Annotated in this window: 26 protein-coding genes; 17 read left to right on the forward strand and 9 right to left on the reverse strand. The window is 67.8% G+C overall.

Features of this window, described 5'->3' with window-relative positions; genetic code table 11:
* Nucleotides 1–59: 59 nt before the first annotated feature.
* Nucleotides 60–563, reverse strand: coding sequence for a GNAT family N-acetyltransferase (locus H5J26_RS00350; protein ID WP_309237723.1), 504 nt, complete (start codon nucleotides 561–563; stop codon nucleotides 60–62).
* 404 nt (nucleotides 564–967) lie between these two features.
* Here H5J26_RS00350 and H5J26_RS00355 point away from each other — a divergent pair, with 404 nt between their 5' ends.
* Nucleotides 968–1,597 carry a ScbR family autoregulator-binding transcription factor gene (locus tag H5J26_RS00355; protein ID WP_309237724.1) on the forward strand — a complete coding sequence of 210 codons (630 nt, stop codon included), beginning with the start codon at nucleotides 968–970 and terminating at the stop codon, nucleotides 1,595–1,597.
* A 218-nt stretch (nucleotides 1,598–1,815) separates the two neighbouring features.
* On the opposite strand, the gene H5J26_RS00360 is transcribed toward H5J26_RS00355, so the two are convergent.
* The gene (locus H5J26_RS00360; RefSeq protein ID WP_181763573.1) at nucleotides 1,816–3,051 is read right to left on the reverse strand and encodes a CehA/McbA family metallohydrolase; all 1,236 of its coding nucleotides are present in this window, start codon (nucleotides 3,049–3,051) and stop codon (nucleotides 1,816–1,818) included.
* A gap of 251 nt (nucleotides 3,052–3,302) precedes the next feature.
* On the opposite strand from H5J26_RS00360, the gene H5J26_RS00365 reads away from it, so the two are divergent.
* Entirely contained in the window at nucleotides 3,303–3,728 is a 426-nt protein-coding gene (locus tag H5J26_RS00365; protein WP_181763574.1) for a YciI family protein, read from the forward strand.
* A 192-nt stretch (nucleotides 3,729–3,920) separates the two neighbouring features.
* Here H5J26_RS00365 and H5J26_RS00370 read toward each other — a convergent pair whose 3' ends face one another.
* Nucleotides 3,921–4,610, reverse strand: a complete 690-nt coding sequence (locus tag H5J26_RS00370) for a GOLPH3/VPS74 family protein (protein WP_181763575.1) — start codon at nucleotides 4,608–4,610, stop codon at nucleotides 3,921–3,923.
* A gap of 254 nt (nucleotides 4,611–4,864) precedes the next feature.
* On the opposite strand from H5J26_RS00370, the gene H5J26_RS00375 reads away from it, so the two are divergent.
* The 9 genes from H5J26_RS00375 to H5J26_RS00405 all read left to right on the forward strand — a co-directional run bounded on the left by H5J26_RS00375 (nucleotide 4,865) and on the right by H5J26_RS00405 (nucleotide 10,991).
* A complete protein-coding gene (locus H5J26_RS00375) occupies nucleotides 4,865–5,521 on the forward strand; it encodes a class I SAM-dependent methyltransferase (RefSeq protein WP_181763576.1) in 657 nt (218 codons plus the stop codon).
* Between the two features lie 152 nt (nucleotides 5,522–5,673).
* Entirely contained in the window at nucleotides 5,674–6,159 is a 486-nt protein-coding gene (locus H5J26_RS00380; protein WP_181763577.1) for a nuclear transport factor 2 family protein, read from the forward strand.
* Nucleotides 6,160–6,377: 218 nt separating this feature from the next.
* Entirely contained in the window at nucleotides 6,378–7,061 is a 684-nt protein-coding gene (locus tag H5J26_RS00385; protein ID WP_309237725.1) for a class I SAM-dependent methyltransferase, read from the forward strand.
* Nucleotides 7,062–7,134: 73 nt separating this feature from the next.
* Complete coding sequence (locus tag H5J26_RS00390) at nucleotides 7,135–7,374, forward strand: hypothetical protein (protein WP_181763578.1); 240 nt, start codon at nucleotides 7,135–7,137, stop codon at nucleotides 7,372–7,374.
* An 87-nt stretch (nucleotides 7,375–7,461) separates the two neighbouring features.
* A complete protein-coding gene (locus H5J26_RS31810; protein WP_268932940.1) occupies nucleotides 7,462–7,587 on the forward strand; it encodes a hypothetical protein in 126 nt (41 codons plus the stop codon).
* Between the two features lie 99 nt (nucleotides 7,588–7,686).
* Nucleotides 7,687–7,821 (forward strand): hypothetical protein, encoded by a 135-nt coding sequence (locus tag H5J26_RS31815; RefSeq protein WP_268932941.1) that lies wholly within the window; start codon nucleotides 7,687–7,689, stop codon nucleotides 7,819–7,821.
* A gap of 484 nt (nucleotides 7,822–8,305) precedes the next feature.
* Entirely contained in the window at nucleotides 8,306–9,319 is a 1,014-nt protein-coding gene (locus H5J26_RS00395; RefSeq protein ID WP_181763579.1) for a DUF4331 family protein, read from the forward strand.
* A 212-nt stretch (nucleotides 9,320–9,531) separates the two neighbouring features.
* Entirely contained in the window at nucleotides 9,532–10,452 is a 921-nt protein-coding gene (locus H5J26_RS00400; RefSeq protein ID WP_181763580.1) for an NADP-dependent oxidoreductase, read from the forward strand.
* 335 nt (nucleotides 10,453–10,787) lie between these two features.
* A complete protein-coding gene (locus H5J26_RS00405; RefSeq protein ID WP_181763581.1) occupies nucleotides 10,788–10,991 on the forward strand; it encodes a cold-shock protein in 204 nt (67 codons plus the stop codon).
* Between the two features lie 121 nt (nucleotides 10,992–11,112).
* Here H5J26_RS00405 and H5J26_RS00410 read toward each other — a convergent pair whose 3' ends face one another.
* Nucleotides 11,113–12,390, reverse strand: coding sequence for an erythromycin esterase family protein (locus H5J26_RS00410; protein WP_235979995.1), 1,278 nt, complete (start codon nucleotides 12,388–12,390; stop codon nucleotides 11,113–11,115).
* A gap of 159 nt (nucleotides 12,391–12,549) precedes the next feature.
* A complete protein-coding gene (locus tag H5J26_RS00415) occupies nucleotides 12,550–13,572 on the reverse strand; it encodes an NAD-dependent formate dehydrogenase (RefSeq protein WP_181763583.1) in 1,023 nt (340 codons plus the stop codon).
* Between the two features lie 497 nt (nucleotides 13,573–14,069).
* Between H5J26_RS00415 and H5J26_RS00420 the strand changes: the two genes are divergently transcribed.
* Nucleotides 14,070–15,302 carry a threonine synthase gene (locus H5J26_RS00420; RefSeq protein ID WP_181763584.1) on the forward strand — a complete coding sequence of 411 codons (1,233 nt, stop codon included), beginning with the start codon at nucleotides 14,070–14,072 and terminating at the stop codon, nucleotides 15,300–15,302.
* A 286-nt stretch (nucleotides 15,303–15,588) separates the two neighbouring features.
* Here the strand turns inward: H5J26_RS00420 and H5J26_RS00425 are convergent, their stop codons facing one another.
* The gene (locus H5J26_RS00425) at nucleotides 15,589–16,329 is read right to left on the reverse strand and encodes a class I SAM-dependent DNA methyltransferase (RefSeq protein ID WP_181763585.1); all 741 of its coding nucleotides are present in this window, start codon (nucleotides 16,327–16,329) and stop codon (nucleotides 15,589–15,591) included.
* Between the two features lie 323 nt (nucleotides 16,330–16,652).
* Here H5J26_RS00425 and H5J26_RS00430 point away from each other — a divergent pair, with 323 nt between their 5' ends.
* Entirely contained in the window at nucleotides 16,653–17,849 is a 1,197-nt protein-coding gene (locus tag H5J26_RS00430; RefSeq protein ID WP_181763586.1) for a low temperature requirement protein A, read from the forward strand.
* Between the two features lie 96 nt (nucleotides 17,850–17,945).
* On the opposite strand, the gene H5J26_RS00435 is transcribed toward H5J26_RS00430, so the two are convergent.
* Nucleotides 17,946–18,383: a VOC family protein gene (locus H5J26_RS00435; protein ID WP_210770845.1), complete on the reverse strand. Its 438-nt coding sequence runs from the start codon at nucleotides 18,381–18,383 to the stop codon at nucleotides 17,946–17,948.
* 417 nt (nucleotides 18,384–18,800) lie between these two features.
* Here H5J26_RS00435 and H5J26_RS00440 point away from each other — a divergent pair, with 417 nt between their 5' ends.
* Nucleotides 18,801–19,106 carry a hypothetical protein gene (locus H5J26_RS00440; protein ID WP_181763587.1) on the forward strand — a complete coding sequence of 102 codons (306 nt, stop codon included), beginning with the start codon at nucleotides 18,801–18,803 and terminating at the stop codon, nucleotides 19,104–19,106.
* A 294-nt stretch (nucleotides 19,107–19,400) separates the two neighbouring features.
* Nucleotides 19,401–19,703 carry a hypothetical protein gene (locus H5J26_RS00445; RefSeq protein ID WP_181763610.1) on the forward strand — a complete coding sequence of 101 codons (303 nt, stop codon included), beginning with the start codon at nucleotides 19,401–19,403 and terminating at the stop codon, nucleotides 19,701–19,703.
* Nucleotides 19,704–20,011: 308 nt separating this feature from the next.
* On the opposite strand, the gene H5J26_RS00450 is transcribed toward H5J26_RS00445, so the two are convergent.
* Nucleotides 20,012–20,698 carry an HAD family acid phosphatase gene (locus tag H5J26_RS00450; RefSeq protein ID WP_181763588.1) on the reverse strand — a complete coding sequence of 229 codons (687 nt, stop codon included), beginning with the start codon at nucleotides 20,696–20,698 and terminating at the stop codon, nucleotides 20,012–20,014.
* 286 nt (nucleotides 20,699–20,984) lie between these two features.
* Here H5J26_RS00450 and H5J26_RS00455 point away from each other — a divergent pair, with 286 nt between their 5' ends.
* Nucleotides 20,985–21,818: an aldo/keto reductase gene (locus H5J26_RS00455; protein ID WP_181763589.1), complete on the forward strand. Its 834-nt coding sequence runs from the start codon at nucleotides 20,985–20,987 to the stop codon at nucleotides 21,816–21,818.
* 102 nt (nucleotides 21,819–21,920) lie between these two features.
* Here the strand turns inward: H5J26_RS00455 and H5J26_RS00460 are convergent, their stop codons facing one another.
* Nucleotides 21,921–22,295, reverse strand: a complete 375-nt coding sequence (locus H5J26_RS00460) for a TraR/DksA family transcriptional regulator (protein WP_181763590.1) — start codon at nucleotides 22,293–22,295, stop codon at nucleotides 21,921–21,923.
* Nucleotides 22,296–22,489: 194 nt separating this feature from the next.
* On the opposite strand from H5J26_RS00460, the gene H5J26_RS00465 reads away from it, so the two are divergent.
* Complete coding sequence (locus tag H5J26_RS00465) at nucleotides 22,490–23,167, forward strand: GNAT family N-acetyltransferase (RefSeq protein WP_181763591.1); 678 nt, start codon at nucleotides 22,490–22,492, stop codon at nucleotides 23,165–23,167.
* The last annotated feature ends 28 nt before the right edge of the window (nucleotides 23,168–23,195 follow it).

The raw sequence follows: 23,195 nt of genomic DNA on the forward strand, positions 1-23,195 counted from the left end.
TGCCGCGGACTACGAAGGCGACCGGCCGCTGGACGTAAGCCTGGGAACACCTTCGCGCTCTACAACTCCCTGCGCATGCAGGAGCGCGGCCACTCATCCAGCCCGTGTGCCGCCTCCTCCTCCCGGATCTTGCGGAGACCCGGCGTCCATTCGTCCTCGGCAAGGTGGCGGAAACCGATGCGCCCGTAGTAGGGACCGTTCCATGCGACGTGGGTGTAGGACGTCAGCGTCATCGCCGTGACACCCTGCTCGCGGCCCCAGGAAGCAGCATGCTCGATCAGGGCCTTGCCGATCCCCTTGCGCCCATGGCTGGGATGGACCGATACCTGTTCCACGTGCGCATTGCCGTCCACGAGATCAGCGATCAGGTACGCGACCGGGTGATCGGCGTCATCCACCCAGACCCAAGCTCTGCCGTCGTCCGCGAAGCTCTTGAGCAACTCGATGCCGGGCGGCTCGTCCTCAGCGACCGTGTGCATTCCGAGCTCGGCGAACGGCTTCCCCGCCGCTCGCTCGATGTCCTGCAACACCGGAAGATCGCCGACGTGGGCCTGTCGGATCACAACTCCCCCTCAGGGGTGGCCAGTTGGGTACATCGCAGCTCTGTCAGGCCGCCCCCACAGGCTATCCGCAGACCGGACACGACACCGCCGCACCACAGCCCCTGACGGGTGAACTGGAACTCGTATCCAACCGAATACGGTGACCCCTGGAACATGAATCCCGGCGACGACGACCGCCAGCGGTGTTGCTCCCGGACGGTGGTTGCACCGGCTGCCCTGGCCACGAAGATCGGTGACATCGGACGAGACTGTTGCAGGGCGGTGGCTCGGGCGCAGCGATCCACCCGGCCTGGTGCCGGATCGGCTGATCAGTAGTCTGGTTGTCCAGATCAGCGCGGCAGGCGGGGTCAGGCCGAGCGGCGCCGCAGTTCTTACGAGGTTGGATGCCCGAACGAATGAGACCGATGCAGCAGCGCGCAGTGGAGACGCGAGAGGCGCTGATGGAGGCGGCAGCTGAGGTCTTCGATCGGGACGGGTACAGGGCGGCCCGCATTTCGGAGATCCTTGAGCGGGCCGGTCTCACGCAGGGCGCCTTGTATTTCCACTTCACCAGCAAGATGGATCTGGCGCAGACGGTGATGCGCGAGCAAGGCGACTCGGTCGTCATGCCAGTGGGGCGGGACGGGCTGCAGCGGTTGATCGACCTGTGTCTGCTGCTCGCGCGGGAGTTGCAGACGAACAAGCTGCTGCGTGCGGGGGTGCGTCTCGCGGTGGAGCAGGAGGAGATCGGGTTCGTCGACGTGGCGCCCTACCAGACGTGGGTGGATGTCTTCCGTGAGCAGCTGGAGAGAGCGGCCGAACGCGGGGAGTTGCGGGAGGGCGCTGATCCGGAGCACCTGGCGACGCTGCTGGTGGGCTGTTACACCGGCGTGCAGCACTTCAGTCAGCTCAGGAGCCAGCGGTCGGATCTGCCGGAGAGGATCGCGGACCTGTGGCGCGCCCTGCTGCTGGGTATCGCGCCTCCGCGGGTCGCAGCCCAGATGGTCATCGACCCCGAGGAGCCACTGAAGGCGACGGAGCACGGCTGGGGCTGACGCTCCGCCGAGAACAGTCCAAGCCTCCTGAGCCCGGGGAAACAGACTCCTTGGTATGTCTGTCGTAGACCTTTGGCAGGTGCCAACGGTCTCGATGGTTCGCAGCCGGCGGATCCGCAACGTACGGAGGGGGGTGATGAGACGAGAACGGGCGGAGCTCACTCCCCACCCCCTCAGGGTGGTTGACCGCCGTGAGGGCCAACCACCCTGTGTGCGGGCTACGCCTGGAGCCACCAGGGGCTCGAGTACGCCACGCCCCAGTCGTTGCACGGGTGGTCCGAGGGGCCCGGGGAGGGGTTGGCCTGGCTCGGGTCGGAGATGCGCAGGACGATCCAGTTGCCGTCGGCGGCGTTCAGGGGGACGGTGAACGTCGTCAGCTTGTTGGACTGGGTCTCGATGACGTCCGCGACAGCCGGCGCGTCCGAACCCGGGCGCAACACCTGGACGTTGAGGGGCTTGCCCTCCCACTCGGGGCCGCGGTCGAGGTCGACGGTGAACTGGACGTCGCCGGAGGACAGTCCGAGGGTGCCGCCCATCTGGACGCCGTTGGCCACCGCGTCAAGTCGCAGGCCTGAGACGCGCGTTGCGAAGAACCGGCGAGCTCTCATCGCCTCGAAGACGCCTGCGCGGGTGTTCTCGGTGACCCACAGTCCGCTGCGGCCCTTGCCTTCCGGGAAGCCCCAGTTGGTGCCGTGCTCGTCGGTGACGCCCGTCAGGCCGGTGCGCCAGCCGGCGTTGAGGCAGGCGACAAGGGGCGAGCGGCCGGTGTCGGACCAGCCGTCGAAGAGATAGTCGTCGCCCCGGTTGAACATCTCCAGGCCGACCATCTTCTCCAACACCCCTGCGGAGAAGCTGAAGTTGTCGAACATCTGGGCCTCGCGCCCCGGGTGGTTGAAGCTGGCGACGGCCTCGCGGCTCTGCAGCCAGCTGTAGAGCGAGTCCGGACTGCCTGCGCCGCCGAGATCGACCCAGTCGTCGGTGAACCAGACGTTGGCGTGACCCTGAAGCGGGTGGGACCACTCGAAGCCGCGGATGGCGGTGTAGGCCCCCGGGTCGTTGGCGGCGTCGGCGAGCTGGCCCGTCCGGTCCCATTCCTCGGAGCTGATTCCCTCGATCGACAGCAGCGTGGCGTGGTCGGTGAGAGCGGCGACGTCCAGCCCCGCGTCACGCAGCGAGGCGAAGGCGAGCTCGGGGTCGCCGTCGCCGTCGGACATGGCGGTGTGGTTGTGCATGTCGGCGTGGACGAGTGTGGTGCCCTGGGTGAGACGTGAGGCCCGGGCGGCTCCGGTTCGCTTGACCGGTATGTCGGACGATCTGGCGGTCCGCGTGCTGGCCGCACTCGCGGTACCCGGAGCCGAGGCGAGGATGAGCAGGCCGCTCGCACCGGCGAGCAGGGACCGTCTGCTGGAGGTGTGGGCGTGGGTGTGGGGGTGGTCGTGCTCGTGTGGCGTCATGCGAGGTATTTCAGCGCACGGCGGCCTACTCGTCAGTACCCCGCGCACGACGGATCGTTGAACTTTTCCCCTCGGCACGCATGCTGCCCCGTACCCCAACTGCGGTCAGCAGCCCAGGAGTTGCACTGGGTCATCCGCGACGAGCAGCCCACCGCGCATCCGGTTCAGGCGAGGCCTCGTGAATCGGGACCTCGTGGATGTCGAGAACCGTGCACCCGCTCCGACGTCCCCTGCGAAAGGAGTGACACCACATGAAATACATCATCATGCTGACCGGCAGCCAAGCCGCCTACGACGCCATGAACGGCAAGGCCTCCCAGGGGCAGCCCGCGTGGACCGAAGGTGATCTCACGGCCATGTTCGAGCACATGGGGGCGCTTCACAACGACATCTCCGACAGCGGCGAACTCGTGGACGCCCGCGGACTCGCGGAACCCGGCCAGGCAACGTTCATCACCGCGGCGGCGGACGGTTCACCCGTGATTTCCGCGGGCCCCGGCGGAGAGACCGAGGAAATGCTCGCCGGGTTCACGATCGTGGACGTGGAGACCCCGCAGCGCGCGTACGAGATCGGCGCACGCTTTCAGCGATGTCCCCGGCCGAACGGCACCGTGGACGCTCAGCCCGTCATCGTCCAGCGCATCGCCGAGCCGGACCAGGCGGGGTACGAAGTGTGACCTGGGCGAAGAGGATCGAGGATCTGCTGTGTTCCCAGACGCCGCAGATCCTCGGTGCGTACGTGCGCCGCTACGGGTACATCGACCTCGCCGAGGATGCCGTGCAGGGAAGCCCTGCTCACGGCTGCTCCGACAGGGACCGGCGGCGCACGTCCACCATCCTCGAAGCTCCTCACCGAGCCGAAGCCATCTTCAGGCCGGTGGCTGGAGGACGGTGGTGAGCACGATGGTGGCAGTCGCTGCGGCGATCTCCGCCGCCGCTTTCGTCACCGCTGTGTTCACGGCCGACGCCGCCCAGTTTCCGTTCTCGATCTCCTTCGCCCGCGTGAGGACTTCGGCCGACTGCGGGAGAGCGGGCCGCAGAGTCGCCAGGGTGCCGCTCGAGGACAGCAATGCGATCACTGCTGCGGTGCGCGGGGCGGGACTCGCCCTGCCTTCCAGCACGGAGCGAATCTCTCGTCGCAGAGCCGCCTCGTGCCGGGGGTCCCCGGCCGGAAAGGTGGTCGTGCGGAACAACCCGAGGACCCGCTTGTTCTCGCGGCGAACGAGGCCGCGAGAGACAAGCCGGTCGACCACGGGTTCCTGGAGACCGGCGCCGATCTCGCGGAGGAGGGTCTGGACGTCCTGGGGCCTCTTGGCGACTTTCTCGTAGGCGGTCTGCAGCAGCCGGTCCGAGAGCGCACCGCTCCCGACAGCGACGACCTTGTCGCCGTTCTTCCCCGCGCGTCCCGCGTCGGAATCGACCCTGCCCCGGAGCGCGAGTTCGACGAGCACTGCGCCGCCGAGGGTGTAGTGCAGCGTGTCAGCTCCGGCCACGGACCCCGTCTCGTCGTCGAGCATCAGCAGCATCACATCCTCGACGATCAGCACTTCGCTCTCCATGCTCTCCCCTGCTTCAGGCGACCGTGATTCATGACCATCCAGGTTGTGCAGGGAGTCTTCATGGGCGGGCGTCCCAATGGAAGACCAGGCGGCCGGGGGGGGACGGCGACAACCGTCCGGCTCACCGTGAGCGTTTCGACCGCGAACTCGCCGACGCGGACGCAGCGAGCCCGTCCAATCTGCCCACGTAGGCAGGAGGTGCGGTGCCCTCAGATGCTCGATGCGGCGACCGGCCACTGGGCTAGCCTGCGGGTGTGAGCACCGGACGGGAAGGCCCAGAAGCTGAGAGATGGCTGGCGGACACCCGGGCGTCCTACGATGCCGACGCCACCAGCTACGCGGACGAGGTGCGGACCCTCCTGGAGCGGCTGCCGCCCGAGCGGGACGTCATGGCGCTGTTCGCCGAGCGGGTGCGGGCTGCCGGCGGCGGGCCCGTCGCGGATGTGGGGTGCGGGCCTGGGAGGATCACCGCCCACCTGACGAGCCTCGGCGTGGACGCCTTCGGCATCGACCTGTCGCCCCGGATGATCGAGGTGGCACGGCACGAGCATCCCGGTCTGCGGTTCGAGGTGGGGTCCATGACTCAACTCGGCCTGGCGGACGGCTCGTTGGCCGCCCTGATCGCCTGGTACTCGATCATTCACGTCCCCGATGACGCGATCGGCGCGGTCCTTGCCGGCTTCCGTCGGGTGCTGCGGCCCGGCGGTCTGCTGCTGCTGGGTTTTCACGTCGGAGACGCCTCGCCGCCCGAGCCGCAGGAGGACGGCGAGAAGTGGCCGGAGTCCTACGTCCGTCGTCGCCGGCCGAGCCAAGTCGCGGCCTGGCTCGACGAGGCCGGCTTCACCGTCGAGGCCCACCCCACGCTCACCTCGGCCGCGCGCACGCTCGGCGTGCTGCTGGCGCGCCGCTAGCCCATCGCGGGCCCCCGACCAGGCTCCAGGCGCCCCCTGACTGCTCCTCGAAGGCGGCCGCCCAGGGGCATGTCGCAGAGGTGTCGACCGTGTCGCACAGCAGTGTCTGATTTCCGCCAGCAAGGTGCATCTCTGCTGATCATGATGACGGCATGGCGATGTCATCCACTACGGAGTCAGTGACAGTCCTCACCGGCATGTACGCGGCTGAGGCGAAGTATCTGGCAGCCGGAGGCCCCGGCGAGGCTTCATTCGACCTGCTTGCCCCCTTCTTCGCGCCGGATGTGGAACTGCATCAAGCGGATGCCCTGCCCTACGGGGGCACTTGGCGTGGGCACAGCGGAATGACGCGGTTCTTCCTCACGATGGGACGGATCTGGGAGACGTTCGACATGGTGGAGCAGGAATTCCTCGCCACCGGTGAGACTGCGGTCGTGCTCACGCAGGTCCGTGCTCGTGCTCGTGCGACCGGCCGTGAGCTCAGCTTCCCGATGCTGCAGACGATCACGGTCAAGGACGGCCAGATCACCGAGGTCCGTCCGTTCTACTGGGACACTCAGGCTGTCGCCGACGCCTGCGCCGTCTCCGTGCCGACAGTCTGCGCCGACCGCAAATCGCCGGTCACAGCGACTCGTTGAGGACTGCGACCGACACGCCTGAGGCGCGCTTCGCGCGTGCGGTGACTGATGCGGAACACGCGTTCTCGCTGCTGGAGAACGGAATGCGGCAACTGGCCTCGAAGCAGTGACTGCTGAGGCCGCCCCCCGGTCGTCGGCCTGAACGGAATTCATGCGACGCCGCACCGAGGGTTGCCCAAGAGCGTGCAGCGGTGCAGGCGTTGGGCGAGGCTGGGTCCGTGACTGACGACCGTGACGTGGACGCGAACAAGCTGGCCTCCGAGTCGCTTGCGAAGGACGATCCGACAGGGTGGTTCGAGCAGCTCTACGCCCGGGCCGCGACGGGTGAGGCGACCGTGCCGTGGGACCGCGACGAGCCGAATGCGCTGCTGGTCGGCTGGGCCGAGCAGCAAGGGCTCGCCGGCGCGGGAAGGCGGGCGCTCGTGATCGGCTGCGGGCTCGGACAGGACGCCGAGTACGTGGCGGGGCTCGGGTTCCGCACGACGGCGTTCGACATCTCGCCGACGGCGATCCGCAGTGTGCGCGAGCGGTTCCCCGATTCGGCCGTCGACTACGTCGTGGCCGACCTCCTGGCCCCTCCCGCCGAGTGGGTAGGCGCCTTCGACCTCGTCGTGGAGTCGATCACGGTCCAGTCCATGCCGCTCTCGGTTCGTGCGGATGCGATCGTCAACGTGGCCCGCATGGTGGCGCGCGGCGGGGACCTCGTCGTCATCTCGGGCGTCCGCGAGGAGGGCGAGCAGGTGGACGGTCCCCCGTGGCCGCTCACCCGCTCGGAAGTGGACTCGTTCGCGGCCCACGGTCTGCGAGCCACCCGAGTCGAGCAGGTCCCGCATCCGGAGGATCCTGACGCGCTGCGGTGGCGCGCGCACTTCGCCTCGCGCCCCGCCGGCGCCCGACCGTGACGGGCGATGAACACGGGCCGACAGGATGGGTGAGTCGACGCCGTACGTGCCTGGCCTCGTATCTTGAGCGCGCATGATCGGAAAAGCGTGCGAGGCGGCCATGGAGTGGTCGAGCCCGGAGAGCTTGCTGGCAGTGTTCGGCGTCTTCGCGACGGTCGGCGTCCTGACCTACGAGCGCCTCATGCCGGGCCTCGAACGCATCGGCTACCGCGTCCACATGGACACACCCATCGGCGGGGACTCACACAACGGCCAACCGGACGTGCGCCTGGGCCTGTTCGGAGAAGCTCCGGATGGCGGACGGTCGGCATGATGCCCGGCGTAGCCGTCCTGGCCGGAGGGGCAGTTCTACCACTTCGACAAGATCAACGACTCCTGCGAAATGGGTTACAAGCGGCCGATGTTCAGCTGGTCAGCCGTACCCGACCAGTACACCTTGCAGGCCTTCCAGCGCCTGGAGAACGGCAAGAAGAACCGCAAACCGTTTTTGACGACCGCCATTCTCGCCACCAGCCACAGCCCTTGAGCGCCCGTTTTCCTGGGCAGCCACCAGCCCGTACCTACCGTCGTCGGAAATGGCGCCGGCCGGGGCGTTCCGATTTCGCTCGTCGCCCACGATCCGAAGGTGATGGACCGGATATCCGACTGGGGCTGGGAGGAGGGTCTCAAGCCCGGCAGGAAGGCCCCGTTCTGGCATGTGGACGACTTCCGCGACCGCTTCACGACCGCCTACGGCCTCAAGGTCCACTCGTACGACTGAACGCGTATCACGCTTTCTGAGCGCCGCGATTCCCGCCGGGCATGACACGGTGTCAGAACGGCGCGTCGACGTATTCGGCGCCAGTGAACCGAACTCCGAAGTCCCCGACTTGGCACAATTGGCCGGACGTCATCGACCGTCGCGAAACCCACCAGAGAGCGTACGGACCTGATGATCAGCCGAGGGCTCAACTGCAGCTCTGTGTCGGCCCGTTGACGTGGAACGCCTTCGAGGTGGGCCACCCGATCGACGCCCCGGCGCTTGTCCTCCAGAGCAATGGCGCGAACGCACTGACGCGATCACCCAGACCGTCAGCGCCGTGGTGAATTCGACCCATTTGACAGCGTTCATGCTTCAATGCCCAAAACAGGCGTAGGCGCGGCAACCCTTTCGGCATGGGCGGGGCGCTCGCGTTCCCCAGCATCCAAGCCATCGCCCGACCGGCCTCGCCGTTGACCCATCATCAGCGAAAGGAAAATGCAGGATGTCGAATCACTTCACCGGTCTCAGTCTCGGCGCACCTCTCGGGGATCAAAGGCTCGACCTCTGTGACCTCCACGCGTTCCAATCCCCCACCGACCCGGCGAGGACGGTGCTCATCCTGAACGCGAACCCGAACGCCGATGCTTTGCACCCTGATGCGATCTACCGTCTCAACATCGACAATGACGGGGACTGCCTCACCGACATCGCGATCAGTTACGTCTTCTCACCACCGCAGAACGGCAGTCAGACATTCAGTGTCTTCATCGCAAGAGGCGATGAGGCACGCTCGCCCGAAGCCGTCGGGGAGAAGGTCGTCACTGACGCAGAGGTGTCGTTCGGCACCATGGCGAACCGTGTCACCTCCGGTCCTTACACGTTCTTCGCCGGCAGTCGTAGCGACGCCTTCTTCTTCGACTTCGACGGGATCAAGAATCTCTTCGACACCAGCGGCAACAGGAACTTCACCGCGCCACATCTCGGTGGCAAGTCACCCTGGACCGGTGTGGACTCGAACACGGAAGCCAACGTGTTCTCGACGGTGGTCGAACTGCCGACGAGTGAACTGGGGACCGACGGCGAGATCCGCATCTGGGGCCGTTGCAGCGTGCGGGAGAACGGCCGGCTCATCCATGCCGACCGTGCAGGCCACCCGTCAGTCAGCAGCTTCTTCAACACCGACGAGACGAAGGAGGAGTACAACGCCAGTGAGCCGGTGAACGATCGCGAACGTTGGACCGATCAGTTCGTCCACCTCATGGGGCACACCGGAAACTACACACGGGAAGAGGCGATCGCGGCGATCGACGACGAGGCCCTCCTGCCTGACATGCTGGTCTTCGATCCCTCGAGGCCCGCCAAGTATCCCAACGGCCGCGTCTTCACCGACGACGTCATCAACTACCGCCTGTCATTCCTCTCGAAGGGCGACATCCCTCCGACCGGGCTTGAGCCGCACACCGACGTCCTGGACGAGTTTCCCTACCTCGGCAACCCGCATCCCAAGACCAACTAGCGCTGCAACGGCCTCCCATGGCTGGGCCCGCCTCTCGGGTTCGCTCGCCACGCAGGCCGTAGGGGCCGAGGCACACCGCTGTGCGGGTAGGGCGCGATCCGCGAGGCCACGACAGCACGCGAGCCGGTCGCTGACGCTCCGTGACTCCGGCGACCGGATTGCCCACACTGGGCGACTGGAATGATCCACGCTCGAGCGGAGTTGGCGTCACCATGAAGGCAATCGCACTGGAGAAGTACGGGACCGCGGACGACCTGAACCTCGTCGAGCTGCCGGAGCCGAAGGTGGCACCGGGAGAGGTGCTGGTCCGGGTGAAGGCCGCCGGCGTCAATCCGGTCGACTGGAAGCTCGGGGCCGGCGGGCTCGACCCGTTCATGGAGGCCGGCTTCCCGATGATCCCCGGCTGGGACGTGGCCGGTGTAGTTGAGCGGACGGGTTTCGATGCCGGCGAGTTCGCCCCGGGCGACGAGGTCTACGGCTACGTCCGCAAGGACTGGGCGCAGAACGGTACCTACGCGGAGCTGGTCTCCGCGCCCGTACGCACGCTGGCGAAGAAGCCCGCCTCGCTGAGCTGGACGGAGGCGGCCGGTGTACCGCTGGCCGGCCTCACGGCATATCAGGCGCTGAAGCGGGTCGCCGCCGGGGCCGGGGACACCGTGCTGATCCATGCTGCGGCGGGCGGCGTCGGCTCCTTCGGCGTGCAGATCGCCGTCGCCCTCGGAGCACGGGTCATCGGCACGGCGAGCGAGCGCAACCACGGGTTCCTGCGTTCCCTGGGGGCCGAGCCGGTCACGTACGGGGACGGATTGGCAGACCGTGTACGGCAGTTGGCGCCGCAGGGAGTCGATGCGGCCCTCGACTTCGTGGGCGCGGGAGCAGTCGACGTCTCACTGTCCCTGGTCGAGCGGGCAGACCGGGTGGCGTCCGTCGCCGAGGGCGAGGTGTCGGAGAAGGGCGGTCACTACGTATGGGTGCGCCCGGACGCGAGCGACCTCGCCTCTCTCGCTCAGCTCGCGGACGCCGGGAAGCTGACGGTCCACGTGGATCAGGCCCTTCCCCTGGCGGAAACGGCGCAGGCATGGAGGCTGAGCCAGGCAGGCCGTACTCGCGGGAAGATCGTTCTCACGGTCTGACGCCGTTTCGGCAACTGGGGGCGGGGCAGCGATCGCCGGGGACACGCTGCTCTCCCTGGCATCGCCGCAGCGGCCTGGCACGGCAGATGCGGGTGTCCGCCGCGCCGTCCCTCATCGGTGCCGACCTGGTTGCGTGGCCACGAGTCACGCGTCAGTCGGCAGCCGTGCTAGGTTTGATCACAGTTGCAGTAATGGTTCCCAAAACTTCAAGTGCTCTTTTCGACAGTGTTGACGAGCGCATTTCTTTGTTCCCGGTATTTTCCGGAGGGGCGATTATAGCGGCGACGTGGGTTCGCAGGGTGCGATCCCAGGCACTGCCCCAGAAGGAGATAAGCATGGCTACCGGCACCGTGAAGTGGTTCAACTCGGAAAAGGGCTTCGGTTTCATCGAGCAGGAAGGCGGGGGCGCCGACGTCTTCGCCCACTACTCGAACATCGCCGCACAGGGCTTCCGTGAGCTGCAGGAAGGCCAGAAGGTGAGCTTCGACGTCACTCAGGGCCAGAAGGGCCCGCAGGCGGAGAACATCGTTCCCGCCTGACACCGAGGCGTATTCGGGAGCCGGTGTCCGAACCTCAGGGTTCGGGCCCCGGCTCCTTTCGTTTCCCCCGCGTCCACGTGGGACCGATCTCGGCCTGACCCGGGATGCGGCATCTCCGCCCTCAGGGGTTTTCGCCTCCGAGGGGACGGGACGGTGTGACGTGTCCGTGGTGGACCAGGACGTCGAACCACTCGGCCAGTGACCCGCCGGTCATGTGGTGGGACGCGTCGTCGTCGGGGTCGTAGTGCGTCCCGATGGCACGCAGCCTGGCGGCTTGGCTGAGCCATTCGGCAGCTGCTGGGGGTGCGTCCACGCCGAGGTCGAGCAGATAGCTGCCGAGGCCGGGGGCGCTCAGCACGGATTCCGTCAGCGGAGGACGGGCGTCGGGGACACGGTGTGGTGGAGCGTCCGTGTAGGTGGCCAGTTCCCCGCTGCCGAAGGTGAGCCCGATCGACACGTACCCGCGCCCGAGCCGCTCCCGCAGATGACTGCCCGTGTTGCGGGAGACCCTCGCCGGTCCCGGCGGGAAGTTGATGGCCCGCGCACGGCCGTCGGACGTGTGGGAGCTGGAGGACCAGAACACCACCTTCTGACCGGTGTGTTCGCGCCACCAGGTGAGGTTCTCGGCGAAGGACCGTTCCAGGTAGGCCATGTTGCGCGGGTCCGACGGTCGGCTGTCGTGGTCGTGGAGCTCGTAGTACTGGACGATCGCGCGTGCGGTCCGGAGTGCCCATGCGTGGCCGTCGGCCTGCCGAGGAAGCCCCACCACCAGGGCGTGAGCCGACTGTGCCCGGTCGATCCACATCCTTCTGTCGGGGAGGTTCCTGAAGCGAAGGGAGTGGGCAGGGACATCTGCTCCCGGACGCAACTCGGCGTAGCAGGCGTTCAGTTCGTCAAGTCTTTCCGGTGCTGCCCGGCGCACGTGCTCGACGACTGTGTCGTAGGCGGCATCGCGCATCTGCTGGACGTTCAGCCCGACGAGACGGACCGGATCCGCGAGATGGGCGCCGTTGAACTCCCGTAGCCACTCGATGAGTTCGAGGATCTCCTGGGTACGCGAACGCGCGTCCATCTGCTTCAGCACCGAGTGGGCGTCCCCGGCACCGGTGCGGACGTAGGCGTCGAGCCGCCCGACGAGCGTCCAGTCCTCGTCGAGTGCAACGGCGCGGAATCCGGCCTCCTCGACCAGGAGCCGGGCGATTCGCGCCTGCAGTGCGAACACCTCGTGCGCACCGCGCGTACCGGAGCCGTAGCCCACCACCGTCGCCCGTCCGTCGAGCGCCCCGATCAGCGGGCGCAGGTCGTCAAGGGGCGCTGACAGTTCGACTGCGCTCAGCGGATGTGCCGTTCTCCTGATCCACTCCAGAACCTCGGCGCGCGTGGCCGGTGAGATCGTCATGTGCCCACCGTGCGACTTCAAGCCTGGTTGAAGTCAATGGACTCGCAGGTGGCCGGCAGACAGGCGTCCCATCAGGAGCACTCTCGTCCTTCCGGAAGCACTCCCAGATCCGGTGCGTCTCGATACGGCACTCCGCACGTTGACCGGACCTCCGCGTGATCAGTGCGAGGAGGCGTCGACAAGCACGTAGTCGGCGGGGAGCGGTTCCCCGGCGAGGTGAGCGCTGAGGAGTTCCTTCACGCCGGCCGCGATTCGTTCCTGGGCCTCGACCGTCATGCCCGAGCAGTGGATGGTCATCGCATGCCGGGGCATGGTCCGCCATGGGTGATCGGCCGGGGCCGGCTGCGGATACCACGTGTCGCCCGCGTACCCGGCGAGATGCCCGCTGTTCAGCGCTTCCACCAGCGCGTCGGTGTCGACGATGGCGCCGCGAGCGGTGTTGACCAGCCAGCTGCCCGGCTTCATGGCCGCCAGCCGGTCCCGTCCGAAGAGAGCCTTGCTTCCCTCCATCAACGGCAGCGCCAGACAGATCACGTCGGACTCCGCGACGAGGTCGTCCAGCCGCGCGTACTTGACGCCCAACGTGGCTTCCTCGGCCGGGCTCCGCCGGTGGTTGGCGTAGTACAGCATCCGCACGTCGAAACCCTTGAGACGCAGAGCGGTACGGGCGCCGATCGCTCCGAGCCCGACGAGCCCGACGGTCTTGTTCTCCAGATCATGGGCGTCGCGTACGGCCTCTGCGACGTCCCAACGGCCCTGCACGGCCTGCTGGTAGGCGGGGATCATGTTGCGCACGAGCGCGAGGATCTGCATCACGTTGTGCTCGGCGACGCTGACGACGTTGCTGCCGGTCACCTCGGCCACCGAGATGCCGTGCCGTTCGGCCGTGTCCTCGTCGATGTGGTCCGAGCCGACACCGGCGGTGACGACGAGCTTGAGCTTCTTGGCCTTCTCGATGCGCTTCTCATCGAGGTAGAGGGGCCAGAAGGGAGTGGTGATGAGCACCTCGGCGTCGCTCAGTTCCGCGTCCAGTTCCGCGCCCGTGTCGGACGTGCCCACGAGCTCGTGGCCCTGGTCCTCCAGGAAGGGGCGCAGACCCAGAACGTTCTCCGCGGTGGCGAGCTCTTGCGAGCGGCCGTCGTCCGCCCGGCTCCCCGGAAACAGCACCGCGACGATCTTCATCAGAGACAGCCTCCCTCGACGGGCGAAAGGTCACCGTCGCCGTGCCGACGCCCGACGACGGACATGGACCGCGCGGGTACCCGGAAGATCGAAAAGCAACCGGACCAGCGCTGAGTCCGCCGGGGACGCCCACGGATCCGCTCGCAGGACGGCAACCCCGTCGTGGAAACCCACACCGGCCTGCAGTACTGCTGCGTTCACGGAGCTGACGCGCCCGTGCGCATCCGCCGTGTCGTACCGGGCACCTGCGCAAACGCGGCACTGATCTCCCGGCGACCGGATCCGTCGTGGACCACTTGAGGCCCACGCGCTGAGCGCGGCGTCGCCGAGTCCGACGGGGACCGGTGGATCGATGGCTGGTTCGAACGGGTCTGTACGATCTGGAGCGGGCCGCCGCGAGGACATGCAGCGGAAGGCCACACCACTGGTGGGCCGGTTCAGCGAAGGGTCGGCGGCTCCGACGGCCATGAGGCGACACCGACTGATCGAGGAGCGGCATGTCGACTGCGCATTTCTCGTCCCTGTCCCACCTTGAGTGTTCCCGTACGGGCGCGGAGTGCGACGCGGACGTGGTGCAGGGCACTTCCGAGGTGGGCGCTCCGCTCCTCGCCCGCTACGACTTGGAACGGGTGGCGGCCACCGTGACCCGGGAGCAGATCGCCTCCAGGGCGCCCGACCTGTGGCGGTACCGCGAGCTGTTGCCGGTGCGCGATCCGCGTCACGTGTACAGCCTCGGCGAAGGAATGACACCGCTGCTCCAGCTGCCACGGTACGGGGCGCAACTGGGCGTCCCGGGGCTGCTGATGAAGGACGAAGGGCTCATCCCCACCGGGAGTTTCAAGGCGCGCGGTGCAGCTGTCGGGGTCTCCCGCGCGGCGGAGCTCGGGGCACGGGGGGTCGCCATGCCCACCAATGGCAACGCCGGTGCGGCCTGGTCCGTCTACGCGGCACGTGCCGGGCTGGGCAGCCTGATCGCCATGCCGGTCGACGCCCCTGAGATCACTCGTACGGAATGTGTGGTCGCCGGAGCCGAACTCGTCCTGGTGGACGGGCTGATCGGGGACGCGGGCAAACTCATCGCCGCGGCCGTCGCCGAACGGGACGGCTTTCAGGAGGTCTCCACGCTCAAGGAGCCCTACCGGCTCGAAGGCAAGAAGACGATGGGTTACGAGATCGCCGAGCAGCTCGGCTGGCAGACACCCGACGTCATCCTCTATCCGACCGGCGGCGGCGTCGGCATCATCGGCATCTACAAGGCACTGCTGGAGTTGCGCGAACTCGGCTGGCTGCAGGGCGAGTTGCCTCGGCTGGTCGCGGTGCAGGCGACGGGCTGCGCACCCATCGTCGAGGCGTACGAGCGCGGGGACAGCGAGAGCCGTCCCGCGCAGGACGCCCGTACGGTCGCCTTCGGCATCACGGTGCCCAAGGCGCTCGGCGACTTCCTCGTCCTGGACGCGGTTCGGCAGACCGACGGCACCGCGATCTCAGTGACCGACGAGGAGTTGCTGACCGCTCAGGGTGAACTGGCCCGCGCCGAAGGTGCGTTCGTCTGCCCGGAGGGCGCAGCTTGCTTCGCGGCCGTCCACCAACTCCGAGACGCGGGCTGGCTGAGCGGCGACGAGCGCGTGGTCGTCCTCAACACGGGCAGCGGCCTGAAGTACCCGGAGACGGTCCCAGTCGACGTGCCGACCCTGCCCGTTGACGGGCGCATCCCCTCAGCGCGGTCGTAACGGATGCCGCGCCGGGCCATGGCGGGAACGATGCCCGGCCCGGACCTGGTCACGGTGGACCTCGTTGGTCCCCAGGAGGGTCCGCGATGAGCGAGTCAGGCTTGCGGCGCCGCAGAGCGATGCCCAGCGCGCTGCCGCTGTCCAGATCGCCCTCATGCGCGATGCGGTCCGACGCCCCAGGCCGCTCTGAAGAACCGGACCGGATGTTCCGCCGTCCTCATCGCAGGTTCGGGGCCCGGTTCTGACCCTCTGCGCCTGAGGCCGGTTGACGACTCGGCGGCTGACCTCAGGTGGGCTTGCGCCACACGGAGATGTGCTTGGTGGAGTCCTGGGAGAAGGGCACCCCGTTCCAGTCGGCGACGCGACGTTCCAGCTCGAGCCCGGCGATTCGTGCCATCAGGTCGAGTTCCGCCGGCCAGGCGTACCGTTGCCGGCAACTGCCGCGGCGGTAGCGGCCGTCGTCGCCGTCCCGGGTGAAGTGGTGGGAGACGAGAGTCTGCTCGACCAGGTCGAAGGTGTCGAAGCCGAGATGCTGCTCAGAGACGTCGAACGGCACCGCGACCTGACCGGGCGGCAGGAACCGCAGCGGCGGCACGCCCAACTCGATGACGAATCGGCCGCCGGGCGCCAGATGACGTGCGGCGTTGCGGAAGCACTCGACCTGCTCGTCCTGAGTGAGCAGGTTCGCGATGGTGTTGTAGACGAGATAGACCAGAGTGAACTCGCCGGGGACGACGGTGGTGGCCATGTCCCCGACGGCTACCGGGAGCGTGTCCTCGTCGATCTTGCGCCGCAGGACCGCTGCCATGTGCGGGGACAGTTCGATGCCCGCCAGCGGCACGCCGCGTTCCCGGAGCGGTACGCCCACCCGTCCGGTCCCGATGGCGAACTCCAGTGCCCGGCCGTCTCCGGCGAGTTCGGCGAGGAAGGTGAGAGTCGGTCCGAGAACGGCGGCCGAGGACATCTCGGTCTCCTCGGCGTCGTAGCGGTCGGCGGTCGGACGGGTCCACAGCTCACTGCTCGTCATGGGCGGCCACTCTGCTGGGTGCCGAGGGACGATGTCGACGCATTTACGCTCCGCCGGCTCCGGGCATCGGTTCAACGCGGGGCCCTGAGCTGGGAGTTCTGGGGTCTCACCAAGGCCCGCGGTCACAGGAGGCGGCAGGCATCTCCACCTGACGTACTCGGTGGCGACCGGCGGCGCGGTCACGGACGTCTGCGAGCCGGCGGAGTATCAGCTCTGTGTGGTGTTCGGCGCCGCGAAGATGTGTTGCTTGAACCTCTGGTGCACGGGCGATCCCGCGATGCCATCCTGGCGAATCGATCACCACCGGCGAAGGGACGGCGCTGATGACTGAGGGCACGCCGAGGGGAGCCGGTCACGGCCGGGTCGTTGTTCCACTCGTCCGGATGAGAGCCCGCAGCCGCGACGAGCCACACCGGCAGGCAACTCCGCTGGAGCTCTTCTTCGACCTGTGCTTCGTCGTGGCCGTCGCACAGGCCGGAGCACGCCTCGTGCACGCCATGGCCGAGGGCCACCCCGGCCACGGAGTCACCGGATACCTGTTCGTGTTCTTCGCGATCTGGTGGGCCTGGGTGAACTTCACCTGGTTCGCCTCGGCCTACGACTGCGACGACGTCCCCTACCGGATCGCCACCCTGGTGCAGATTGCCGGTGTGCTCGTCCTCGCGGCCGGGGTCCCCCGCGCCTTCGAGGGCGCGGACTACAGCGTCGCCATCGTCGGGTACCTCATCATGCGCCTCGCGCTCACCTTCCAGTGGCTGCGCGCAGCACGCGGGGAGACGGGCACCGCGAGGTCGGCCGCTGTCAGGTACGCGGCAGGGCTGGTCGTCGTACAGCTGTGCTGGGTGGCTCTACTGCTGCTGCCCGGCACCGCCTGGGCCTGGGGAGTCGTGCCGCTGATCGCCGCGGAACTGGCCGTACCGGCGTTCGCCGAGCGACGCCACGAGACGAGTTGGCACCCGCACCACATCGCCGAACGTCACGGCCTCTTCACCATCATCATGCTCGGAGAAACGATCGCCGCCGCCACCGTGGCCGTACAGTCCGCTCTGGACGAATCAGCAGCCCTGGACGAGTTGCTGCCGATCGCGGCCGGCGGACTGCTCATCGTCTTCGCCGCATTCTGGATCTACTTCGCCGTACCGATCCACGAGCACCTGGCCTCCAACCGGCAGGCCTTCGTCTGGGGATACGGCCACTACGTGATCCTCGGATCCGCCGCCGCGATCGGCGCCGGCATCGAAGTGGCCGTGGAACAGGCCACCCACCACGCCCACATCTCCACCCTCGCGGCGTCCCTGGCCGTCACCGTGCCCACCGCGCTCTTCATGGTGACGGTGTGGGTCGTGCACGCACGCCACTTCAAGCAGGGCACCGCGCAGAACCTCGTCCTGCCCGTCGGGGCGTTGCTTGTGCTGGCCACCAGCTTCGCGGGACACGGCGCGGTGCCGCTGGCGGGACTCGTCGCCGCATGCACCATCGCTGCCGGCGTCTACCTGGCCGCAGAGCCACGCAAGGTGTGACGAGTCGAGCCCGGAGCCGTATGCAGCAGCTCCGGGCCGGTCGGGAACCACGGGACCCTCGGAGGTAGCAGCGGCTCTTCGGGGCCGGCCGAGAGCTCACTTGGGCTGTGAGACCTCACCGCCGACCCCGGTCTCGTTCCCGTCGGCATCTCGGTAGACGTACTTCCGCACGTTGCCGTGCTCCTCGACGTCTACCGGTTGCAGCCCGCGCTCAGCGATCCTCGCAATCTCGGAAACGGGATCGTCCACCCAGATCATGCTCACCGCCCCGCCTGCACGGTCGGGGTCTTCGACGATGTACATGTAGAGGCCCTCTGCGAGTTGCCACACGGCTTCGATGTCGTTGGGACAGAAGGCCGGCTCCGAGCCGAACAGCTGCACGTACCACTGAGCTGCACTCTCGTAGTCCCGGACCGCGATTCCTGCGAAGATCCCTGTCGCCACGACCGTCCCTCCATCGACTGTGCGTGTCTTGCTGAAGGCAGACTCGATCGGCGAGCAAGGCTCATCGGGGTCTCGCGCGGCGCCGCTCATGTGCCGGTCCCCGTCGCACGCCCTGGGGCGTTGACGGGCGCTGCTCGGGAAGGACCGGAGAAGATCTTGCAGCCTCCTTACGGCAAGTAGAGCCGCACCAGACCGGATTGAGCTTCCACAGCTCGCGCGCGTACGCCGAGTCGCGGCCGCTTCAGGCCCTACGTTCCGGGGCTGATCCGGCCACAAGGGTGCCGGTCAACTTCCCACGTCGGATGCCGAGTTGCCCGCTCGGCACGGAAGCGGTGCGACGTGAACCACGGCGGCATCGGTGCCACGACGGTTCTCGCGATCTGCTGACGAATCAGGCAAAGCGGCGTGTTGGTTACTTGACAGACGTTTCAGACCAATAGCTTCTGTGGTGCCTGTGCGCGATCTTCGCTGATCGCGGTCCAGCCCCTCATGGAAGTGGAGAAGTAAATGCGCAAGCTTCGCGAAGCAACCGTTGTGGCCGCAATGGTCGGCAGCATCGGCATGCTCGGTGCCGGCATGGCGACCGCCCAGGAACTCCCGACCGTCAACTGCGAACAGGACGCCAGCAGCGACACCGTGGACGCCACCGTCGGCGGCACCATCGTCGAGGCGCTCACCGGCGGCGGCGGCGACGCCGACGCCAGCGCCACCCAGCAGATCTGCGGCATCGACAACGAGGACAACGTGAACACCGCCGGTGAGGCCACCGGTGGCACCGGCACGTCAGTACTCGGCGGCGTGGACGTCCCGTAGTCACTGCGACCCGGCCCTGGCCGGTAGGTGTTTCAGGGACCGAGCCGGTCGGCTCGGTCCCTGAAACACGTCGTCAGCGAAATCGACCCGCGGATCGAGAGTCTGTGGTTCTTGCCGCAAGGCCCGATTCGATGGCTGCAGACGCGCAAGCGACGACACCATCAATGAACCTGACGCCAAATCAGGTGAATCGGCGTGTTGCGGGACGGATCAGACTTCTCCGTTGAATAGCTTCGGCTATGCCTAAGCGATCTTTGCTGATCGCGATCTAGCCTTCATGGAAGTGGAGAAGTAATGCGCAAGCTTCGCGAAGCAGCTGTTGTGGCCGCCATGGTCGGCAGCGTGAGCATGCTCGGTGCCGGCGTCGCGTTCGCCGGCGGCGGTGAGCCGGCCGAGCTCCCGACCGTCAACTGCACGCAGGACGCCAGCAGCGACACCGTGGACGCCACCGTCGGCGGCACCATCGTCGAGGCGCTCACCGGCGGCGGCGGCGACGCCGACGCCAGCGCCACCCAGCAGATCTGCGGCATCGACAACGAAGAGAACGAGAACACCGCCGGCGACGCCACAGGCGGCACCGGCACCGAAGCGCTCTAGTCGCTGAAGCCGGTCTCACCGGCACCGATTCAGGGGCCGAGCCCACCAGCTCGGCCCCTGAATCATGCCGTCCTCCAGGCGGGCCGGCCGGATCGGCGGCTGATGCCGAGCGCGGCGGACCCCGGGACAGGAAGAGGGCCCCCGCCGGAACGTCGTTCCGGCGGGGGCCCTCTTCCTTCGCCTGGCCAAGCTCCTCACTCGGCACCCCGACCCGTCGGCCGTGCCGATCTTGCGAACGCGCGCTCACGGCGAGCCTCGGCTGGACGAAGCAGTCCCGGGACGCAGTGACTTGCCGGGCCGATCGTGGGTCAGTCCAACTCGCCGTCGTAGTCGGGCAGTTTGAACGTCTTCTCGGCGTGGCCGCCTGCCATGTCGGTGGGGGTGTTGCCGATGTTGGCGATGATCTTGTAGCCCTTGGACTCGATCTCGGCCCGCTTGGCCGTCTTGTACTTGCTCACTTCGTCGAAGAGGTCCGGCAGATCACGTACGTACAGGCCGGAGATGGGGTAGCCGGCCTGTTCCAGGTTGTACTCGGTGAGCGAGTAGATGATCCCGGGGCGCGCGGTGACGAAGTAGACGGCGACGCCACGGGAGTCGGCGTAGCGGGCGAGGTCCAGGGTCTGACCGACCGCAGGCGTCGGGTATTCCCACAGGGGATGGAAGGCCGTCTCCAGCGAGGTGTTGTCGATGTCGAGGACGATCGCCATCTTCTCCCCGGCGCCCTGGGAGATGCGCTCCTCCAGATATGGGCGGGCCTCATCGGTGACCGCGCTGACGTCGCGCTTCCAGGTCTCGTAGTCGACGTCCGCTGCCTTGGCGTTCTCCCCGCCCGCGTGCGGCTGGAGCGCGGTCATGGCTGAAGTACCGGCGGCAGGCGTCACGTTGGCGGGAGCGGGCGCGGCCATGACCGGCGACGCGCCGACCATCGTCGCTGTCGCGACGGTCGCACCGGCGACGAAGACCGCCACCCGCGTTGTCAAGTTGCGTCCATCCATGGGGGGTTCACTCCTGAGTCGAAGAGCCACGGGGGATGACCCTCCGCTGGCGTGACAGAGGGCCGTCGGCATGTTCGCGTCCCATCATGGACAGAAGGAAAAGCTCCGGCTACCGGTCGGTAGTGATGACATGTTCTACGTCATCCGGACGGACACCCGCTGGTGGTCCCCTGCCACCTGCCGTGTGTGTGCACGCCGTTCGCTGCGGTCGCGGATCATGCGGCGGACTGCGAGCATGGTCGCCTCTTGATCGGAACGGTCCGCCGGCGCCCCGGAAAGGCACACGATGACAAAGGCTCGGACGGTGACGTTCCCCTCCGGCGTGAGCGTCCCCGCTCTCGGACAGGGGACCTGGCACATGGCCGAGGACCCCGCCCGCCGTTCCGACGAGATCGCCGCTCTCCGCCGCGGCCTGGACCTGGGTCTGACCTTGATCGACACAGCGGAGATGTACGGCGACGGCGCCGCCGAGGAGTTGGTCGGCGAAGCTGTTCGCGGCCGCAGGGACGAGGCGTTCCTCGTGAGCAAGGTGCTGCCGTCCAACGCGGACAGGCGGGGAGCGGTCGAAGCCTGCCACGCGAGCCTGCGTCGGCTCGGGACCGACCGCATCGATCTCTACCTGCTGCACTGGCGGGGGCCGGTGCCGCTCGAAGAGACCGTCGAGGCTCTGGAGTCACTGGTCTCGGAAGGCAGTATCGGCTCGTGGGGCGTGAGCAACCTGGACGTCGACGACCTCGCCGAGCTTCCCGAGGGCGCCCGTCCGCAGACCGATCAAGTGCTCTACAACCTCACGCGGAGGGGCCCGGAGTACGAGCTGCTCCCCCGCTGCCGGGAGCTGTCCATGCCGGTGATGGCCTACTCACCGGTGGAACAGGGCCGACTGCTCGGTCACGAGGCGCTGCGGGAGGTGGCCTCGGCGCACGGCAGGTCCCCCGCTCAGGTGGCGCTCGCCTGGGTCCTGCGGCGTGACGACGTCATCGCCATCCCCAAGGCTTCGGTCATCTCGCACGTCGAAGAGAACCACGCAGCCCTCGACCTGCATCTCACGGACGACGATCTGCAGGTCCTCGATGAGGCCTTCCCGCCCCCGGTCCGCCGGCGCCCCCTCGAAATCCTGTGACCGGGCAGCCGCCCACCCACCACCCGCGGGAAGCCCTCATCGCCGGGTAACACCCGCAGTGATGCGGCGAGTTGGGCCCGTCGCCCTCTCCGTCCGCCCGAGTCATCTCGCGCAGCGGATGCAGGTCGTCGCCGTCGGCCGGGCGGCGAGCCGCTCGACGGCGATCGGGCCCCCGCAGATGTCGCAGACCCAGTAATCGCCGGTGCGCAGCCGCTCGGCGGCTCGATCGAGGTCGTCCATGTCGGCGTGGGCCTGCTTGAGCACGTCCCGCAGCTGGGCTCGTTCGAAGGCGACCGTGGCGCCTTCCGGATCGTGCTCGTCATCGATGTTGGCCTGCTCGGAAGCTTCGACGACGCCGTCCCACAGACGCCTCAACGATTCGATCAGCCGCACGCCGCTGGCCCGGGCCTCGTCGATCCGCTCCGTTGCTGCCCTCTGATCCGGTGAGGAGCGGGCGTTGCCAGTGCCGTTCTCCATGAACATCAGAACGAAATGTGCGGGACCCCTATTCCGGATGTCCTTCCCGGAACGGCCGGAAAGTCGCCGCACGATCAGCGGATACGGACCTGATCCGGGGTTTGAACTCGTCGTTCCCCGGTTCGGCGGTCCGAGGATTGTCGCTTGACGCACATCACTCACACCTGAGGGTGTCGGCCCATTAACGTGCAGCCATGACAGCGCGGCCCCCCGCTCCCGTGGCCTTGCCAGGCCGTCATGTCGTGCTGGAGCCCCTCAGGATCGACCACGTCCCGGCCCTCTTCGCGGCGCAGGGCGGCCTCGAGACGGACTGGGGCTGGCTGCCGGTGTCCGCCCCGCGATCGCAGGCCGAGATGCGCCTGATCGTGGAGCAACGCCTCGCTCAGCAAGCCGCGGGAGAGGCCTTCCTCTTCGTGGTGCTGGACGGCCGCACCCACCGGCCCGTGGGCTGGATCGCCTACCTCAACATCCGCGTCATCGACCAGCGGGTGGACATCGGCTGGCACTGGATCGGGGGCTCCCTGTCCGGCACGAACGCCGACGTCGAGATGCATCTGCTGCTCGTGCAGCACGCCTTCAACGACCTGGGTTTCTCACGGGTGCAGTGGAAGCTCGACGATCTCGACCGCACGGGCCACAACACGATGATGCAGATCGGTGCGTCTCGCGAAGGGCTGCTGCGGCGGCACCGGAGGCGGCCGGACGGGACGTGGCGCGACACCGTCCTGTACGCACTGCTCGCCCCCAACCGTGCCGCGCCTGCCGGCGGCTACGCCAGGCCGGCCCTTCCGCCGGCTCCGGCGAGGGTGCAGCCCTGGCCGCCGGGGCTTCCCGGAGGGCAGCCGCGCTTCGGGCTTCCTCCCGGGAGGTGAAGGAGGGGCCGGCACCGGCCGTGGTCCC

This window comes from Streptomyces albidus (ex Kaewkla and Franco 2022) (assembly GCF_013870515.1).
Classification (GTDB): Bacteria; Actinomycetota; Actinomycetes; order Streptomycetales; family Streptomycetaceae; genus Streptomyces; species Streptomyces albidus.

Excerpts from the sequence above, each read along its gene's own strand:
- H5J26_RS00355 (WP_309237724.1), top strand. The coding sequence starts at position 968 with ATGCAGCAGCGCGCAGTGGAGACGCGAGAGGCGCTGATGGAGGCGGCA.
- H5J26_RS00360 (WP_181763573.1), bottom strand. The coding sequence starts at position 3,051 with ATGACGCCACACGAGCACGACCACCCCCACACCCACGCCCACACCTCC.
- H5J26_RS00365 (WP_181763574.1), top strand. The coding sequence starts at position 3,303 with ATGAAATACATCATCATGCTGACCGGCAGCCAAGCCGCCTACGACGCC.
- H5J26_RS00370 (WP_181763575.1), bottom strand. The coding sequence starts at position 4,610 with ATGGAGAGCGAAGTGCTGATCGTCGAGGATGTGATGCTGCTGATGCTC.
- H5J26_RS00380 (WP_181763577.1), top strand. The coding sequence starts at position 5,674 with ATGGCGATGTCATCCACTACGGAGTCAGTGACAGTCCTCACCGGCATG.
- H5J26_RS00390 (WP_181763578.1), top strand. The coding sequence starts at position 7,135 with ATGATCGGAAAAGCGTGCGAGGCGGCCATGGAGTGGTCGAGCCCGGAG.
- H5J26_RS31810 (WP_268932940.1), top strand. The coding sequence starts at position 7,462 with ATGTTCAGCTGGTCAGCCGTACCCGACCAGTACACCTTGCAGGCCTTC.
- H5J26_RS00395 (WP_181763579.1), top strand. The coding sequence starts at position 8,306 with ATGTCGAATCACTTCACCGGTCTCAGTCTCGGCGCACCTCTCGGGGAT.
- H5J26_RS00400 (WP_181763580.1), top strand. The coding sequence starts at position 9,532 with ATGAAGGCAATCGCACTGGAGAAGTACGGGACCGCGGACGACCTGAAC.
- H5J26_RS00405 (WP_181763581.1), top strand. The coding sequence starts at position 10,788 with ATGGCTACCGGCACCGTGAAGTGGTTCAACTCGGAAAAGGGCTTCGGT.
- H5J26_RS00410 (WP_235979995.1), bottom strand. The coding sequence starts at position 12,390 with ATGACGATCTCACCGGCCACGCGCGCCGAGGTTCTGGAGTGGATCAGG.
- H5J26_RS00415 (WP_181763583.1), bottom strand. The coding sequence starts at position 13,572 with ATGAAGATCGTCGCGGTGCTGTTTCCGGGGAGCCGGGCGGACGACGGC.
- H5J26_RS00420 (WP_181763584.1), top strand. The coding sequence starts at position 14,070 with ATGTCGACTGCGCATTTCTCGTCCCTGTCCCACCTTGAGTGTTCCCGT.
- H5J26_RS00425 (WP_181763585.1), bottom strand. The coding sequence starts at position 16,329 with ATGACGAGCAGTGAGCTGTGGACCCGTCCGACCGCCGACCGCTACGAC.
- H5J26_RS00430 (WP_181763586.1), top strand. The coding sequence starts at position 16,653 with ATGACTGAGGGCACGCCGAGGGGAGCCGGTCACGGCCGGGTCGTTGTT.
- H5J26_RS00435 (WP_210770845.1), bottom strand. The coding sequence starts at position 18,383 with ATGAGCGGCGCCGCGCGAGACCCCGATGAGCCTTGCTCGCCGATCGAG.
- H5J26_RS00440 (WP_181763587.1), top strand. The coding sequence starts at position 18,801 with ATGCGCAAGCTTCGCGAAGCAACCGTTGTGGCCGCAATGGTCGGCAGC.
- H5J26_RS00445 (WP_181763610.1), top strand. The coding sequence starts at position 19,401 with ATGCGCAAGCTTCGCGAAGCAGCTGTTGTGGCCGCCATGGTCGGCAGC.
- H5J26_RS00450 (WP_181763588.1), bottom strand. The coding sequence starts at position 20,698 with ATGGATGGACGCAACTTGACAACGCGGGTGGCGGTCTTCGTCGCCGGT.
- H5J26_RS00455 (WP_181763589.1), top strand. The coding sequence starts at position 20,985 with ATGACAAAGGCTCGGACGGTGACGTTCCCCTCCGGCGTGAGCGTCCCC.
- H5J26_RS00460 (WP_181763590.1), bottom strand. The coding sequence starts at position 22,295 with ATGGAGAACGGCACTGGCAACGCCCGCTCCTCACCGGATCAGAGGGCA.
- H5J26_RS00465 (WP_181763591.1), top strand. The coding sequence starts at position 22,490 with ATGACAGCGCGGCCCCCCGCTCCCGTGGCCTTGCCAGGCCGTCATGTC.